Consider the following 16,344-nt stretch of genomic DNA (forward strand, 5'->3'; position numbering starts at 1 on the left):
CATGAACGCTGCCAGGAAAGTCCCTGTCGTGGACGCGCAGGGCGTTGTACCAGCGCATGGTTACCGTTCGCTGGTGGTCGTGCTGCTGTCACCGCTGGCCTTTGCGCTGGTGTTTGCCAGCTGGACCATCTTCGCCGTTCTGGGCGTTGAACTGAAGGGCGCGTTGGGGTTCGGCGAGGTCCAGTTCGCCGTCCTGCTGGCCATGCCCATGTTCACCGGAGGGCTGGCGGCCCTGCCCATGGCGCTGCTGGCGAAGCGCATCGGCGGGCGGCGGGTGATGATCGGCTGCCTGCTGCTGATCGGCCCACTGCTGTGGGGGCTCAGTCAGTCGCGGGACTACGGGAATTTTTTACTGGCCGGTGCCGGGCTGGGCCTGGGCGCCGGGTCGCTGGCGGCCGGGCTGGTCTACGTGGCGACGCTCTGCCCGCGCCGCCATGCCGGCCTGGCGCTGGGGCTCTACGGTGCCGGTATGCTGGGCGCCGGGCTCACCTATTTCCTGCTGCCGCTGATCAGTCAGGCCTACGGTTGGCCCGCAGCGCCCAAGCTCTACCTGTTGCCGATCGGCCTGGTGACACTGCTGCTGTGGCTGTTTGCCGACGACGAGGCGCACGCGGATGCGCTACCCGCGACGAAGGGGCGTCGCCAGGCGCTCTCGTCGCGGCCACTGCGCCCCTGGCGCGAGTGGCTGCCGCCGCCGGCGGTGTGGCGGCTGGCGCTCTACTACAGCTTCTTTTACGGCGCCTTCGTGGCGCTGGCGCTGTGGCTGCCGGCCTACCTGGTGGCCCACTACGCGCTCTCGCTCAAGTCGGCGGCGCTATGGGCGCTGCTGTTCACCCTGCCCGGTGGGCTGGGCCAGATCCTCGGTGGAGCCCTGGCCGATCGCCGCGACTTCCGCGACCTGCGCTGGTGGGTCAGCGCCTGCGTCATGGTTTGCCTGTTCGTGCTTTCTTATCCCGACTTCACCATGCAGATCCACGGCGTGCACGGCGACCTTTCGCTGCGTTTCTCGATGCCGCTCGGCGGCTTCGTCGCCCTGCTGGCGGTGATGGGGCTGGCCATGGGGGTCGGCAAGGGCAGCCTGATGTGTTTGCTCTACCGCGAGTATGCCGATGACATGGCCCGCGCCGGTGGCCTCGCCCTGGCCCTGGGGGGGCTCTTCGCCGGGCTCCTGCCGCTGATGTTCGTGGTCGGCAACGAGTGGATCGGCGTGCGTACGGCCGGTTTCATGTTCCTCTATGCCGCGCTGGCGGTGTGCATGCTGACGATGCTGTGGGATCGCCGCACCCGTCCCGGTGGCTCTGCCTAGGGCTTATCTCCTTTCATTTCTGCATCTATCACCTTGGGGGTAGAGGGGGTGTATATGGAGGTAACCGGGCAGTAATCCGCCTTTCGATCCCCCAGAATTCTCTCCAAGAACCTGCCCTGGCGGTCGTGTTAAGAGACACAGCGCGGCACGGCAGGCGGGGTGGCCCAAGGCGGTCACACTTATTTTTCGAGGAGCCTGGAGATCGACCATGAGTCACTTCTTAGATCGGCTGAATTTCTTCCGCAAGGAGCGTGAGCCCTATGCCAACGAGCACGGCGAGGTCCGCAGCGAGTCCCGCGGCTGGGAAGACGGCTATCGGCAGCGCTGGCAGCACGACAAGGTCGTGCGCTCCACCCATGGCGTGAACTGCACGGGCTCGTGCAGCTGGAAGATCTACGTCAAGAACGGCCTGGTCACCTGGGAGACCCAGCAGACCGACTACCCGCGCACCCGCCCCGACCTGCCCAACCACGAGCCGCGGGGTTGCCCGCGTGGCGCCAGCTACTCCTGGTACATGTACAGCGCCAACCGCCTCAAGTACCCCTTGATTCGCAAGCCGCTGCTCAAGCTGTGGCGCGACGCCCTCCAGGAGAAGAAGGACCCGGTCGACGCCTGGGCCGCCATCGTCGAGGACCCGGCCAGGACCAAGCAGTACAAGCGGGCCCGCGGGATGGGCGGCTTCGTGCGCGCCAACTGGGATGAGCTCAACGAGCTGATCGCCGCCTCCAACGTCTACACCGCCAAGCAGTACGGCCCGGACCGTATCATCGGCTTCTCGCCGATCCCCGCCATGTCCATGGTCAGCTACGCCGCCGGCAGCCGCTACCTGTCGTTGATCGGCGGCGTCTGCATGAGCTTCTACGACTGGTACTGCGACCTGCCGCCGGCCAGCCCCCAGACCTGGGGCGAGCAGACCGACGTGCCCGAGTCCGCCGACTGGTACAACTCCGGCTATATCATCGCCTGGGGTTCCAACGTGCCCCAGACCCGCACGCCGGACGCCCACTTCTTCACCGAAGTGCGCTACAAAGGCACCAAGACCGTCTCCATCACCCCGGACTACGCCGAGGTCTCCAAGCTCACCGACGAGTGGCTGTCGGTCAAGCAGGGCACCGACGCCGCCCTGGGCATGGCCATGGGCCACGTGATCCTCAAGGAGTTCCACCTCGACAACCCCAGCGCCTACTTCACCGAGTACGTGCGCCAGTACTCCGACATGCCCTTCCTGGTCGAACTGGAAGCGCGTGAGGACGGCAGCTACGTGCCCGGCAAGCAGCTGCGCGCCAGCGACTTCGCCAAGAACCTGGGCCAGGACAACAATCCTGAGTGGAAGACCGTGGCCTGGGACGAGACCCGCGACCAGCTGGTGGTGCCCCGCGGCTCCATCGGCTTCCGCTGGGGCGAGGAGGGCAAGTGGAACCTCGAGCCCCGCGACGCCGACGGCGAGGAGATCAAGCCGCTGCTGACGCTGGCCGAGCATCATGACGATGTGGCCCGGGTCGCCTTCCCCTACTTCGGCGGCATCGAGCATGAGCACTTCGACCACGTCAAGAGCAGCGGCGCCAGCGATGAGCTGCTGTTCCACAGCCTGCCCGCCAAGCGCCTCAAGAAGGCCGACGGCAGCGAGGCCCTGGTGGTCACCGTCTTCGACCTGATGTGCGCCAACTACGGCATCGATCGCGGCTTCGGCGAAGACGACGGCGCCACCTCCCTGGACGAGGTCAAGCCCTACACCCCGGCCTGGCAGGAGAAGATCACCGGCGTGCCCGCCGAGCAGGTCACCCGCATCGCCCGGGAGTTCGCCGACAACGCCGACAAGACCCGGGGCCGGTCCATGGTCATCGTGGGTGCCGCGATGAACCACTGGTACCACATGGACATGAACTACCGCGGCCTGATCAACATGCTGGTGATGTGCGGCTGTGTCGGTCAGAGCGGCGGCGGCTGGGCCCACTATGTCGGCCAGGAGAAGCTGCGCCCGCAGACCGGCTGGCTGCCGCTGGCCTTCGGCCTCGACTGGCAGCGTCCGCCGCGCCACATGAACTCCACCTCCTTCTTCTACAACCACTCTTCCCAGTGGCGCTACGAGAAGCTCGAGATCAAGGAGATCCTCTCGCCGCTGGCCAACCCGGCCGACTACACCGGCAGCCTGATCGACTTCAACGTGCGCTCCGAGCGCATGGGCTGGCTGCCCTCCGCGCCGCAGCTGGGCACCAACCCGCTGCGCCTGGCCAAGGCCGCCGAGGCCGCCGGCATGTCCACCAAGGACTACGCCGTCGAGCAGCTCAAGGAAGGCAAGCTGGCCTTCGCCGCGGAGGACCCGGACAACCCCCAGAACTTCCCGCGCAACCTCTTCGTGTGGCGCTCCAACCTGCTGGGCAGCTCGGGCAAGGGCCACGAGTACATGCTCAAGTACCTGCTGGGCACCCGCCACGGTATCCAGGGCAAGGACCTGGGCGAGTTCGGCGGCCAGAAGCCGGAAGAGGTCAAGTGGCACGACGAGGCGCCGGAAGGCAAGCTCGACCTGGTGGTGACCCTGGACTTCCGCATGTCCTCCACCTGCCTCTACTCGGACATCGTGCTGCCCACGGCGACCTGGTACGAGAAGGACGACCTCAACACGTCCGACATGCATCCGTTCATCCACCCGCTGACCGCGGCCACCGACCCGGCGTGGGAGTCGCGCAGCGACTGGGATATCTACAAGGGCATCGCCAAGGCGTTCTCCAAGGTCTGCGTTGGACACCTGGGCGAGGAGACCGACCTGGTCACCCTGCCGCATCAGCACGACTCCCCCGCCGAGCTGGCCCAGCCCGAGGTCAAGGACTGGAAGAAGGGCGAGTGTGAAATGATCCCCGGCAAGACCATGCCGGCGCTGATCGAGGTCAAGCGTGACTACCCGGCCACCTATGAGCGCTTCAGCTCGCTGGGCCCGGCGCTGGGCAAGCTCGGCAACGGCGGCAAGGGCATCAGCTGGAACACCGACAGCGAGATCGAGCTGCTCGGCAAGCTCAACTACGTCAAGCAGGACGGCCCGGCCAAGGGGCGCCCGAAGATTGAAACCGCGATCGAGGCCGCGGAAGTGGTGCTGACCCTGGCCCCGGAGACCAACGGCCAGGTGGCGGTCAAGGCGTGGGAGTCGCTCTCCAAGATCACCGGGCGGGATCACACCCATCTGGCGGTCAACAAGGAGGAGGAGAAGATCCGCTTCCGCGACATCGTCGCCCAGCCGCGCAAGATCATCTCGAGCCCGACCTGGTCCGGCCTGGAGGACGAGCACGTCTCCTACAACGCCGGTTACACCAACGTTCACGAGATGATTCCGTGGCGCACCGTGAGCGGTCGCCAGCAGTTCTACCAGGACCACCCCTGGATGCGCGCCTTCGGCGAGAGCCTGCTGACCTACCGGCCGCCGATCAACACCAAGACGATCACCGGCTTCACGATGCCCGAGGACAACGGCTACCCGTCCAAGGCGCTGAACTGGATCACCCCGCACCAGAAGTGGGGCATCCACTCCACCTACTCGGACAACCTGCTGATGCTGACGCTGAACCGCGGCGGCCCGGTGGTGTGGATGTCCGAGCCCGATGCCGCCGAGATCGGCATCGAGGACAACGACTGGATCGAGCTGTACAACGCCAACGGCGCGATCACCGCCCGGGCCATCGTCAGCCAGCGGGTCAAGGCCGGCATGGTCATGATGTACCACGCCCAGGAGCGCCAGGTGAACGTGCCGGGCTCCGAGGTCACCAAGACCCGCGGCGGCATGCACAACTCCGTGACCCGGGTGTGCCCCAAGCCGACCCATATGATCGGCGGCTACGCCCAGCTTTCCTACAGCTTCAACTACTACGGAACCGTTGGCTCCAACCGCGATGAATTCGTCCTGATACGCAAGATGAAGAGAATCGACTGGCTGGACGGCGAGGGCAACGACAGCGTTCAGGAGGCCGTGAAATGAAGATTCGTTCCCAGGTAGGCATGGTCCTCAACCTCGACAAGTGCATCGGGTGTCACACCTGCTCGGTCACCTGCAAGAACGTCTGGACCAGCCGCGAAGGCATGGAGTACGCCTGGTTCAACAACGTCGAGACCAAGCCCGGCATCGGCTATCCCAAGGAGTGGGAGAACCAGAACAAGTGGAAGGGCGGCTGGATGCGCCGCCGCGACGGCAAGATCGAGCCGCGCATCGGCGGCAAGTGGCGGGTGCTGGCGAACATCTTCGCCAACCCCGACCTGCCCGAGATCGACGACTACTATGAGCCGTTCGACTTCGACTACGAGCACCTGCATACCGCCAAGCAGGGCGAGCACCAGCCGGTGGCGCGCCCCCGTTCGCTGATCTCCGGCGAGCGCATGCAGAAGATCGAGTGGGGGCCCAACTGGGAGGAGATCCTCGGCACCGAGTTCGCCAAGCGGCGCAAGGACAAGAACTTCGAGAAGGTGCAGGCCGATATCTACGGCCAGTTCGAGAACACCTTCATGATGTATCTGCCGCGCCTGTGCGAGCACTGCCTGAATCCCACCTGCGTGGCCTCCTGCCCGAGCGGGGCGATCTACAAGCGCGAGGAGGACGGCATCGTCCTGATCGACCAGGACAAGTGCCGCGGCTGGCGGATGTGCATCTCCGGCTGCCCGTACAAGAAGATCTACTACAACTGGAAGACCGGCAAGTCCGAGAAGTGCATCTTCTGCTACCCGCGCATCGAGGCGGGCATGCCGACCGTGTGCTCCGAGACCTGCGTGGGCCGCATCCGCTATCTCGGCGTGCTGCTCTACGATGCCGACCGCATCGAGGAAGTGGCGAGCTCGCCGGACGAGCGCGACCTCTACCACCGCCAGTGCGAGATCTTCCTGGATCCCAATGACCCGGAAGTCATCGCCCAGGCCAAGAAGGACGGCATCGCCGACAACGTGATCGCCGCCGCCCAGGCCTCGCCGGTCTACAAGATGGCCATGGACTGGGGCCTGGCGCTGCCGCTGCACCCGGAGTACCGCACCCTGCCGATGGTCTGGTACGTGCCGCCGCTGTCGCCGATCCAGTCCGCCGCCGAGGCCGGCAAGGTCGAGTCTGACGGCGTGCTGCCCAAGATCGAGTCGCTGCGCATTCCGGTGAAATATCTCGCCAACATGCTCACCGCCGGCGAAGAGGAGCCCGTGGTGCTCGCCCTCAAGCGGCTGATGGCCATGCGTGTCTTCATGCGCAACCGGCACGTGGAAGGCAAGCATGACACCGAGGTACTCGACGCCGTGGGACTCTCCGAGGCCCAGGTGGAGGAGATGTACCGCTATCTGGCCATCGCCAACTACGAGGATCGCTTCGTGATCCCCACCAGCCACCGCGAGATGGCCACCGAAGCCTTCCCGGAGCGCGGCGGCTGCGGCTTCAGCTTCGGCGACGGCTGTCACGGCGAGAGCAAGCCGAGCCTGTTCAACGGCCGGCCCCAGACCACCACCCTGGTCGAGCCGGTGGACGTCTTCGATCCCAAGGCCCCGGCCGGGAAGACGGCTGCCAAGGAGAAGCACCATGGCTGATGCGGCACTCCAGTTACCCCAGTCCGAGCCTGGCATGCGCAGCCTGCGCGTGCTGGCCCGCCTGCTGGACTACCCCACCGAGGCGCTCCAGGGCGCGGTGGATGAGCTGATCGAGGCGCTCTATGTCGAGCGCCGCCTGCCGGCGGCGCTGCGGTCCGAGCTGATGGACTGGTGCCAGCGTATCGCCGACGGCGACCTGCTGGAACTCCAGTCCGAGTACGTGGCGCTGTTCGACAAGGGGCGCGCCCACTCGCTGCTGCTCTTCGAGCACGTCCACGGCGAGTCCCGCGACCGCGGCCAGGCCATGGTCGATCTGATGAACGAGTACCAGGACGCCGGCTTCGCGCTGGACGCCCGGGAGCTGCCGGACTACCTGCCGCTGTTCCTGGAGTACCTCTCCACCCGCGATGAGGCGGAGATCGGCCGCTGGCTGGGCGAGATCCGCCACATCCTGGGGCTGCTCACCGCGCGCCTGGAAGAGCGCGGCGCCGACCAGGCCCTGGTGCCCCGGGCGCTGCTGGCGCTGATCGGCGCCGAGGCGGAAGTCGAGGCCCACCGCGAGGAGGTCAAGGGCGAGAGCCGCGACGACACCCCCGAGGCGCTGGACGCGGTCTGGGAAGAGGAGGCGGTGCGCTTCTCCGCCGAATCCGACCAGGACTGCGCGCTGCAGTCCGCCGAGGGCCGCCGTCTGGCCGAGCGCAAGCAGAGCGTCCACAGCGAAGCCGTTCGCATTCTCTCACCCGAGGCGGCGCCTCGAGTGACGGGTCGTTAACAGGAGAATCACCATGTCTGCATTCGGCACCTATCTCGACCACCTGATCTACGGCTACTACCCGTACCTGGTCGGCACCGTCTTCCTGGTTGGCAGCCTGCTGCGCTACGACCACGGCCAGTTCACCTGGAAGACCGGCTCCAGCCAGATGCTCTCGTCGAAGAACATGCGCCTGGCCAGCAACCTCTTCCATGTCGGCATCATCGTGATCTTCTTCGGTCACCTGTTCGGCATGCTGACGCCGCAGTGGGTCTACTCGCCCTTCCTGCACGCCGGCACCAAGCAGCTGATCGCCATCGTGGTGGGCGGGGCCGCCGGCATCGCATGTCTCGTGGGCGGCGCCATGCTGCTGCATCGCCGCATCACCAATCCGCGGGTGCGCGCCTCCTCCAGCACCATGGATACCGCCATCCTCGGGCTGATCGTCTTCCAGGCGGCGCTGGGCATGATCACCGTGTTCTTCTCGCTGGGCCACCTGGACGGCGAGATGATGGTCACCCTCTCCAGCTGGGCCCAGGCGATCGTCTTCTTCGGCGGCGGCGCTGCCCAGTACATGGAAGGGGTGTCCTGGATCTACAAGCTGCATATCTTCGTGGGTCTGACCATCATCCTGCTGTTCCCCTTCTCGCGCCTGGTGCACGTGTGGAGCATTCCGCTGGGCTATATCACCCGGCGCTACCAGCTGGTGCGCAAGCGGGGCTGAGAGAGTCAGTGCTGGCTACCCTCGACGCGGGGCGCCGGGGGTAGGCCGTAGAGGAGGTCATTTGCCATGGATGGCAAATGTAGCGCCCAGGGAAGGGTTTACAGCGCCTCCTCGCAGGCCTGCCGCCGGATCAGCCCCTCTCACCGGCCCTGGTATGAATTGAGCTGTAAGGATTTATCACCATGCAGATGATCGATATCGAGCAGATCCCGGGGGGCGCGAGCCCCCCTCCCATCCGGGTCGGTGATACCACTATCGCCGAGTCCGACATCGCTCTCGAGATGCAGTACCACCCCGCGCCCAGCGCCGGCGAGGCACAGCTCCAGGCGGCCCGCGCCCTGGTGGTGCGCGAGCTGCTGCGGCGTCGCGCCGTGGCGCTGGGCCTGGTCGCGGCGGACAGCGACGACGAGGGCGACAACGACGCCGCCATCGCCGCCCTGCTCGAGCGGGAGCTCGAGGTGCCCGAACCCAGCGAGGCGGACTGTCGGCGTTTCTTCGATGCCGACTCCGAGCGCTTCAGCGAGCCGACGCGGCTGGCCGTGCGCCATATCCTGCTTCCCGCGGCGCCGGACGACGCCGAGGCGCGCGATGCCCAGTACCGCCTGGGGGAGCGGCTGATCGCCGAGCTCCAGGAGATCCCGGAGCGCTTCACCGAGTTTGCCCAGCGCCACTCCGCCTGCCCGTCCAAGGACGAGGGCGGGGAGCTGGGCTGGCTGGCCCCGGGGCAGACCGTGGCCGAGCTCGACCGCGCCCTGCAGCACCTGCCCGAAGGGCTGCACGAGCGGCCGCTGGCCTCGCGCTACGGCTGGCATGTGGTGCTTATCGACCAGCGCCTGGGCGGCCAGCGCCTGCCTTTCGAGGAGGTGTTCGACCGGGTGCGCCACAGCCTGCGTGAGCACTCCACGCGTCGTGCCCTGCGTCACTACCTGCTGGCGCTCGAGGCCGAGACCGGCGTCGAGGGCATTACCCTGGACGACGACAGCGCCAACGCCTTGATGCAGTGATGCCGCACTGCCGGGGCGTGTCGGCCCCGGCAGCGCCTTTCGACCGGATTCTTTCGCTTACCACTTCACACCAGGCCGCGCCCAGGCGGGGCGGTGCCGCAGGCGGGCTGTCGCCCCGCGGTACACGCCACACGCTGGGGGCCGGGAGGGCTATTCATGTCTCATGTCCACCAGGATACCGCCTTCACGTCGCTCGGCATCGCCGTGCTGACCGTCTCGGATACCCGCGGCTTCGACCGTGACGGCAGCGGCGACCTGCTCAGCGAGCGTCTGTCCGAGGCCGGCCATGCGCTGGTCGAGCGGCGCATCGTGCCCGACGACATCTACCGCATCCGGGCGGTGGTCTCCAAGTGGGTGGTGCGCGACGATATCCAGGTGATCCTGGTCAACGGCGGCACTGGCTTCACGCCCCGCGATACCACGCCGGAGGCCCTGACCCCGCTGTTCGACAAAGCGGTGGACGGCTACGGCGAGCTGTTTCGCCAGCTCTCCTTCGAGAGCATCGGCGCTTCCACCATCCAGTCCCGCGCCGTGGCCGGCGTGGCCAATCGTACCCTGATCTTCTCCATGCCGGGCTCGCCCAGGGCCTGCGCCACCGCCTGGGACGGCATCCTCGCAAGCCAGCTCGATGCCCGCACCCGGCCCTGCAACTTCGTCGCCATGGTGCTGCCCGAGTCGACCCGCTGTGGCTCTCGTGATCCCGAGACGGCGCCTGACCACGGTCAAGGAGTGCAGGCATGAGCTGTGCCAGCCTTGCCAAGGGGCTGCTCGACCTCTTGGAGGCCCGGGAGCGGATGATCGCCGCGGCCAGGCCGCTGACGGACGAGGAGCGCCTGCCCCTGGAGCAGGCGGCCGAACGCGTGCTGGCCCACGACCTGGTGGCCGGCCTCGACATGCCGGGCATCGACAACAGCGCAATGGACGGCTATGCCCTGCGCCTCGCCGAGCTGAGCGATGCGGGCCTGCCGGTCCTCATGCGGGTACCGGCGGGTGCCGGCGCTCAGCGTCTTCCCGAAGGGGGCTGTGCGCGGATCTTCACCGGCGCTCCGGTGCCCGAGGGGGCCGACTGCGTGGTGCCCCAGGAGCGGGTGCGGCTGGACGCTAGCGGGCGGGTGCAGGTGCTGGGCGAGGCCCGGCCGGGGGCCAATATTCGCCGCCGTGGGGAGGAGTACCGGGTCGGCGACACCCTGCTCGAGGCGGGCGCCTCGCTGAACGCAGCGGCCCTGGCGATGATCGCCAGTCAAGGCCTGGCCGAAGTAGCGGTGCGGCGGCGCCTTCGGGTGGCACTGCTCTCCACAGGTGATGAACTGATCGAGCCGGGGATACCCTACGAAACCGGTCAAGTATACAATAGCAACCGAGTGATGTTGCAGGCGTTGCTTGCCCAGGCGGGCTGTGAGGTCATCGACCTGGGCATTATCGCCGATACGCCGGCGGCGCTGCACCAGGCCTTCGTCACCGCCCGCGACCGCGCGGATCTCGTCATCTGCACCGGCGGGGTCTCGGTGGGCGAGGAAGACCATGTGCGACCGGTGCTCGAGCAACTGGGCGGCATTCGCTTCCACGGGGTGGCGATCAAGCCCGGCAAGCCGTTCGCCTTCGGCTACCTGGACGACGGCACCCCGGACGGCACGCCGCTGATCGGCCTGCCGGGTAACCCGGTGGCCTCGCTGGTGGGCTGGCAGCTGCTGGCCAGGCCCTTCGTCCAGGGCTGCCAGGGGGGTGAGGTGGCAGCGCTGCAGCAGTTCGCCGTGCGCGCGGGGTTCTCCCGGCGGGCCAGCCCCGGGCGGCGGGAGCTGCTGCGGGTGGTACTCGATTGGCAGGGCGGCCAGCCGGTCGCCCTGCTGGCCGGCGGCCAGGGGTCGCATATGCTGCGGGCCGCCAGCCAGGCACATGGCTATCTGATGATGGTCGCTGACACAGACGTGGAGGAAGGTCATGACTACCCCTATCTGCCCGCCGGACAGTTCGTCGGCTGACCTGCTGTTCAAGCCCAAGCAGCTGCGTGAGCTGGTGCTGGGGGTTCCCTGGCTGGGCCAGCTCGAGGGCGAGGAGATCGAGTCGCTGCTGGAAGACTCCGAGCTGCTCGAGCTGAAGAATCGCGAGTGGCTGTTTCGCCAGGACGCCCCGGCGCACTGGCTGTATATCGTCATCAATGGCGCCGTGCGCCTGACGCGCTCCGCCGGCGATGGCCGCCTGGCGACCATTCGCTGCGTCGAGCGCGGCGGCACCCTGGGCGAGCTGAGCATGGTCTCCAGCACCGGGGTCTATCTCTATTCGGCGGAGGCGCTGCGGCGCACCCATGTGCTGGCGATTCCCGCCGCGCGCTGCCGCGAGATCATGGACCGCCAGCCGGCCTGCCGCGCCGAGTTCATGAGTCGCCTGGCCGTGGAGCTCACCGAGCGCCTCGAGGACCTGGCGCTGCTGACTCAGGCCGACGCCATGTCGCGGCTGGTCAGCTATATCCTGCGCCAGCTGCCCTCGAGCCGCGCGAAGGGGCCGCGGGTGGTGCGTCTCTCCATTCCCAAGCGCTGGCTGGCGTCCCAGCTGGCGATGACCCCGGAGACCCTGTCGCGGCTGCTGGCCAAGCTGCGCGACAGCGGCGCCATCAATATCGACCGCCAGCGGCTCACCGTGCTCGATGAACAGAAGCTGCGCGACGCCATGGTCACCGACGACTGACGCGGCGCGAGCGACATCGCTCCGCGGCAGCGAACGACCTACTGGAAACTGGAACTGGGAGGCCGCATGTCCCGAACCGCCGACAAACCGCGCACCCTGATCTACTCCTGCTCGGGCTGCTCGGACGTGGCGCAGCTCGCCAACGATGTGGCGCTGCGCCTCGACCACGGCGGCGTGGCGGAGATGTCCTGCATCGCTGGCGTGGGCGGCGGGGTGCCCGGGCTGGTGAAAGTCGCCCGCTCCGGCCGACCCATCGTCGCCATCGACGGCTGCCCGATGCACTGCGTTAGCCACTGCCTGGCCCGGGCCGGGGTCACCGCCACCGAGCACGTCAAGCTCTATAAGCGCGGCCTGCGCAAACGCCGCGGCCAGCGCTATGGCGATGACGTCGTGGCCGAGGTGGCCGAGGATGTCGGCGAGCTGATCGCGCGGCTGCCCCTGCACGCCAGCGCTCACGTGGAGGCGAGTCCATGACCGCCCTGATCGACGGCTTCGGCCGCACCGTCCGCTACGTTCGCCTGTCGGTCACCGACCGCTGCGACTTCCGCTGCGTCTACTGCATGGCCGAGGAGATGACCTTCCTGCCCCGGGCTCAGGTGCTGACCCTGGAGGAGATGGCCACCCTGTGCCGGGCCTTCGTCGAGCTCGGCGTGGAGAAGATCCGCCTCACCGGCGGCGAGCCGCTGGTCAGGCGCAACATCGAGACCCTGGTCGCTGAGGTCGGGGCCTTGCCGGGGCTGCGCGACTTCGCCATGACCACCAACGGCTCGGGACTCGCCAAGCACGCCCGGGCGCTTCGCGAGGGCGGCCTTTCGCGCCTCAACGTCAGCCTCGACACCCTGGACCCGGGGCGCTTTCGGGCGCTGACCCGTACCGGCGAGCTGGCCACGGTCATCGACGGCATCCGCGCCGCCCGCGAGGCCGGGTTTACCCGAATCAAGCTCAACGCGGTGATCCTCAAGGGGCGCAATGACGACGAGGTGCTCGACCTGGTCGAGTTCGCCCGCCAGGAGCGGGTCGACATCAGCTTCATCGAGGAGATGCCGCTGGGCGAGGCCATCGGTCACGACCGCGCCGAGACCTTCTGCTCGAGCGACACGGTGCGCGCCGCCATCGAGACGCGCCACGCGCTGATTCCCACCACCGAGACCACCCTGGGGCCATCGCGCTACTACCGCATGGCGGATTCAGAGAGCCGTATCGGCTTTATCTCGCCCCACAGCCACAACTTCTGCGACGCCTGCAACCGGGTGCGGGTCACCGCCGAGGGCCGCCTGCTGCTGTGCCTGGGCAACGAGCATTCGGTGGACCTGCGCGCCGTGCTGCGTCGCCACCCCAGCGACACCGAGCGCTTGAAGGCCGCCATCGTCGCCGCCATGACCAAGAAGCCCGAGCGCCACCACTTCACCACCGACGGCGACGTCCAGGTGGTGCGCTTCATGAATATGACCGGGGGCTAGCCTCCGGCACTGTGTCTATCTTTCCGGTTCCGTCTTCTCCCCGGCCTGATTCCATCCGGCCGGCGGCTGCCAGCATGCGCTCCACTCCACCAGGTCGCGACTCGGCATGGGGCGGGCGATGCCGAACCCCTGGGCCTGTTCACAGCCCAGCGCGATCAGCCGGCGACCCTGGGCCTCGGTTTCCACGCCCTCGGCAATGACCTGGAACTCGAACGCCTCGGCCAGGCCGATGATGCCCTTGACGATGGCCAGATCGCCAGTGTCGTCCAGCATGTCGCGGATGAAGGTGCGATCGATCTTGAGCCGGTCGGCGGGCAGGTACTTGAGGTACTCCAGGGCAGCATAGCCGGTGCCGAAATCGTCCAGCGATACCGCGACGCCCAGTGCCCGGCACTGGCGGATGACCTCGCCGGCCAGGGCGATGTCGCCGATGGCGGCGCTTTCGAGGATCTCCAGCTCCAGGGCGCCGGGGGCGACGTCGGCGTGTGCGGCCAACTGCTCGCCGAGCCGCGCGACGAAGTCGGGCTGCTGCAGCTGCAGGGCGTTGATGTTCACGCTTACCGGGAGCGCCAGGCCGAGCGACTGCCAGCGCTGTACCTCATTGAGTGCTGTCTCGATCACCCAGTTGCCGATCTTGACCGATATGGGGTGCCGCTCGATCTGCGGCAGGAAATCGCCGGGCGGTACCAGCCCGCCTTCCGGATCCTGCCAGCGTAGCAGGGCCTCGGCGCCGATCAGCCTGCCGGTGCGCATGTTGACCTTGGGCTGGTAGTGCAGCACCAGCTCGCCGTTGGTCAGGGCGGCTTCGATACGTTCGACCAGGCGCGACAGCGCCGACTGGTCGTGGTTGTGCCGGGGGTCGAACCAGTGCAGGCGGTTGCGGCCGTTGAGCTTGGCCTCGTGCATGGCCTGGTTGGCGTGGCGCAGCAGCGTATCGGCATCGCTGGCGTCGTCTGGATAGTGGGTCGCGCCGATGCTGGCCGAGCAGTGAAGGGTGACGCCCTCGAGCCGGATGGGCTGGGCGGCCTCCTGCTGCAGCCGCTGCAGGATCGGCTTGGCGTCGTCGGCTGCGGCCAACTCCTCGATCACCGCGGCGAACTCGTCACCCCCCAGCCGGGCCAGGGTATCCCCCTCGCGCAGCGCCGACTGGAAGCGCTTGGCCAGCAGCTCCAGCACCCGGTCGCCCAGCGCATGACCGTACGTTTCGTTGAGCGACTTGAAGTCGTCCAGGTCGATGATGGCGACCACCAGCGGGGTGTTGCTGCGGCGACTGATGCTCAGCGCATGGCGCAGTCGGTCGCCCAGCAGCATGCGATTGGGCAGGTCGGTAAGGGGATCGTGATTGGCGCTGTGCACCAGCTGGCGCTGATGTTCGCTGGCGCGCTCGGTGATGTCGGAAAACACCGCCACATAGTTCTGCAGCCGGCCGCGTTTGTCATGCACGGCGTTGATGGTCAAAAGCTCGGCATAGACCTCGCCGTTCTTGCGTCGGTTCCAGATCTCCCCCTGCCAGGAGCCGGTGGTCAGAAGCTCATTCCATAGCGCGCGATAGAAGGCGCTATCCTGTCGGCCCGACTGGAGGAAACGCGGATTTCGGCCAATGGCCTCCTCGCGTGGATAGCCGGTGATTCGCGTAAAGGCGTCGTTGAGGTCGAGAATGGTGGCGTCGGGGCCGGTGACGGTAATGCCGTCCTGGGTGTGGTGGAAGACATTGGCGGCCAGCTGCAGCCGGTTCTGGATGTTTCGAATGATCAGGAAAGAGAGCAGTACGGCGATCAGCGTCGAGACGATGGAGAGAGCCAGGTACTGGGTCAGCTCACCCTGTGCGGCGGCCTTGAGCCCAGCCGCCGTGGCCATGATGTCGTTCGATAGGGTGTCTTCCACCGTCTTGATATGTTCTATCTTCAGGGTCTTCCAGTCGAACCACTGATCGGGGGTGACGTCGAGCTTGGCCAGCGGCCCCCGATCGATGATGCGCTGACGAAAGGCTTCCAACTGGCGGGTTTCATCGGCCGTCAGCAGTGCCGAAAGGGCGGCGCTGGCCTGCCGGTCGGCCAGGTTGTGGAAGGTGGCCAGAAAGGCACTCTGCTCGCCCATCATCGGCATGATTCGCTGGTAGATCGTCTGGGGCAGCAGTCCCCTGGCCAGTGCATTGGACAGCAGAGCGCGCTCCAACCCCGCCAGCTCCTTGTACATCAGCAGGGCATGATAGGCGCCGAGCTTGCGGTTGATCTCGCCCTGGTCGGTGAGGTGGGTCAGCTGTCCGATCAGGGCGTTCAGCCGATAGTTGACCTGGCTGTAGTAGCGAATGGCGTCATCCGCTTCGAGACGGTGGGCATTCACATCATCGCGGATGCCCTGCAGCCTCTCGAAGGAGCGCGTCGTGCCCCGAATGTCCTGGAGGAAGGAGAGGTAGCTCTGGTCGTCCTCAAGGGGACCCTGGTGCAGGGAGAAGTTGGCAATCGTCCGGCCGCTCGCCTGCTGCTCGGCCAGTCGTGAAATATCAAAACCCTGTAGCCGGTCGTGAAAGCGCGATACTTGACGGTCGGTTTGCCGCCGCGCTTCATGCAGCTGTTCCCCGAAGTGGCTCCCGCCGCTGCCGAGAAAGCCCGAGCTCATGCCACGCTCGACCTGCAAACGATGCACCAGGTCGCCGGCATCCACGGCAAGCGAGGTGAGTGCCTGAAGCTCAGACATGTTGACGGCCAGCTTCTGTCGCTCCAGAGCGCCCGAGGTAGCCAGCCAGATCAGCGTGATCAGCGGCAGGCTAAGGGCAATGATAAAGCGGGCCTCGAGTGAAAGGCGGTTGAAAAATTGATGCATGTCATTTTCTCGTTGTCTGCGTCCTGTAGGCAGACGCGACCGGGCTCACTCGTCAG

12 protein-coding genes are annotated in these 16,344 nt (G+C 66.9%); 11 read left to right on the forward strand and 1 reads right to left on the reverse strand.

Going from position 1 to position 16,344, the window contains the following annotated elements; all coding sequences use genetic code 11:
* The first annotated feature begins 28 nt into the window (after positions 1-28).
* From HOP52_RS03765 to moaA, 11 genes are all read left to right on the forward strand, one after another.
* Complete coding sequence (locus tag HOP52_RS03765; protein WP_238975929.1) at positions 29-1,306, forward strand: MFS transporter; 1,278 nt, start codon at positions 29-31, stop codon at positions 1,304-1,306.
* A 208-nt stretch (positions 1,307-1,514) separates the two neighbouring features.
* A complete protein-coding gene (locus HOP52_RS03770) occupies positions 1,515-5,270 on the forward strand; it encodes a nitrate reductase subunit alpha (RefSeq protein ID WP_238975930.1) in 3,756 nt (1,251 codons plus the stop codon).
* Positions 5,267-6,844, forward strand: a complete 1,578-nt coding sequence (narH, locus tag HOP52_RS03775; protein ID WP_238975931.1) for a nitrate reductase subunit beta — start codon at positions 5,267-5,269, stop codon at positions 6,842-6,844. The genes HOP52_RS03770 and narH overlap by 4 nt, the downstream gene beginning before the upstream one ends.
* Positions 6,837-7,616, forward strand: a complete 780-nt coding sequence (gene narJ, locus HOP52_RS03780; RefSeq protein ID WP_238975932.1) for a nitrate reductase molybdenum cofactor assembly chaperone — start codon at positions 6,837-6,839, stop codon at positions 7,614-7,616. Before narH ends, narJ begins: the two co-directional genes overlap by 8 nt.
* 13 nt (positions 7,617-7,629) lie before the next feature.
* Positions 7,630-8,319, forward strand: coding sequence for a respiratory nitrate reductase subunit gamma (gene narI / locus HOP52_RS03785; protein ID WP_238975933.1), 690 nt, complete (start codon positions 7,630-7,632; stop codon positions 8,317-8,319).
* A 182-nt stretch (positions 8,320-8,501) separates the two neighbouring features.
* Complete coding sequence (locus HOP52_RS03790) at positions 8,502-9,323, forward strand: peptidylprolyl isomerase (RefSeq protein WP_238975934.1); 822 nt, start codon at positions 8,502-8,504, stop codon at positions 9,321-9,323.
* A 156-nt stretch (positions 9,324-9,479) separates the two neighbouring features.
* On the forward strand, positions 9,480-10,064 hold the full coding sequence (gene moaB / locus HOP52_RS03795) for a molybdenum cofactor biosynthesis protein B (protein WP_238975935.1): 585 nt from the start codon (positions 9,480-9,482) through the stop codon (positions 10,062-10,064).
* On the forward strand, positions 10,061-11,302 hold the full coding sequence (locus tag HOP52_RS03800) for a molybdopterin molybdotransferase MoeA (RefSeq protein WP_238975936.1): 1,242 nt from the start codon (positions 10,061-10,063) through the stop codon (positions 11,300-11,302). The genes moaB and HOP52_RS03800 overlap by 4 nt, the downstream gene beginning before the upstream one ends.
* Complete coding sequence (locus HOP52_RS03805) at positions 11,262-12,005, forward strand: Crp/Fnr family transcriptional regulator (protein ID WP_238975937.1); 744 nt, start codon at positions 11,262-11,264, stop codon at positions 12,003-12,005. Before HOP52_RS03800 ends, HOP52_RS03805 begins: the two co-directional genes overlap by 41 nt.
* 66 nt (positions 12,006-12,071) lie before the next feature.
* Positions 12,072-12,479, forward strand: coding sequence for a putative zinc-binding protein (locus tag HOP52_RS03810; RefSeq protein ID WP_238975938.1), 408 nt, complete (start codon positions 12,072-12,074; stop codon positions 12,477-12,479).
* On the forward strand, positions 12,476-13,465 hold the full coding sequence (moaA, locus tag HOP52_RS03815; protein WP_238975939.1) for a GTP 3',8-cyclase MoaA: 990 nt from the start codon (positions 12,476-12,478) through the stop codon (positions 13,463-13,465). The genes HOP52_RS03810 and moaA overlap by 4 nt, the downstream gene beginning before the upstream one ends.
* Positions 13,466-13,480: 15 nt before the next feature.
* On the opposite strand, the gene HOP52_RS03820 is transcribed toward moaA, so the two are convergent.
* Positions 13,481-16,288: an EAL domain-containing protein gene (locus tag HOP52_RS03820; protein WP_238975940.1), complete on the reverse strand. Its 2,808-nt coding sequence runs from the start codon at positions 16,286-16,288 to the stop codon at positions 13,481-13,483.
* Positions 16,289-16,344 lie beyond the last annotated feature (56 nt).

It is taken from the genome of Billgrantia campisalis, assembly GCF_022341425.1.
Classification (GTDB): Bacteria; Pseudomonadota; Gammaproteobacteria; order Pseudomonadales; family Halomonadaceae; genus Halomonas; species Halomonas campisalis.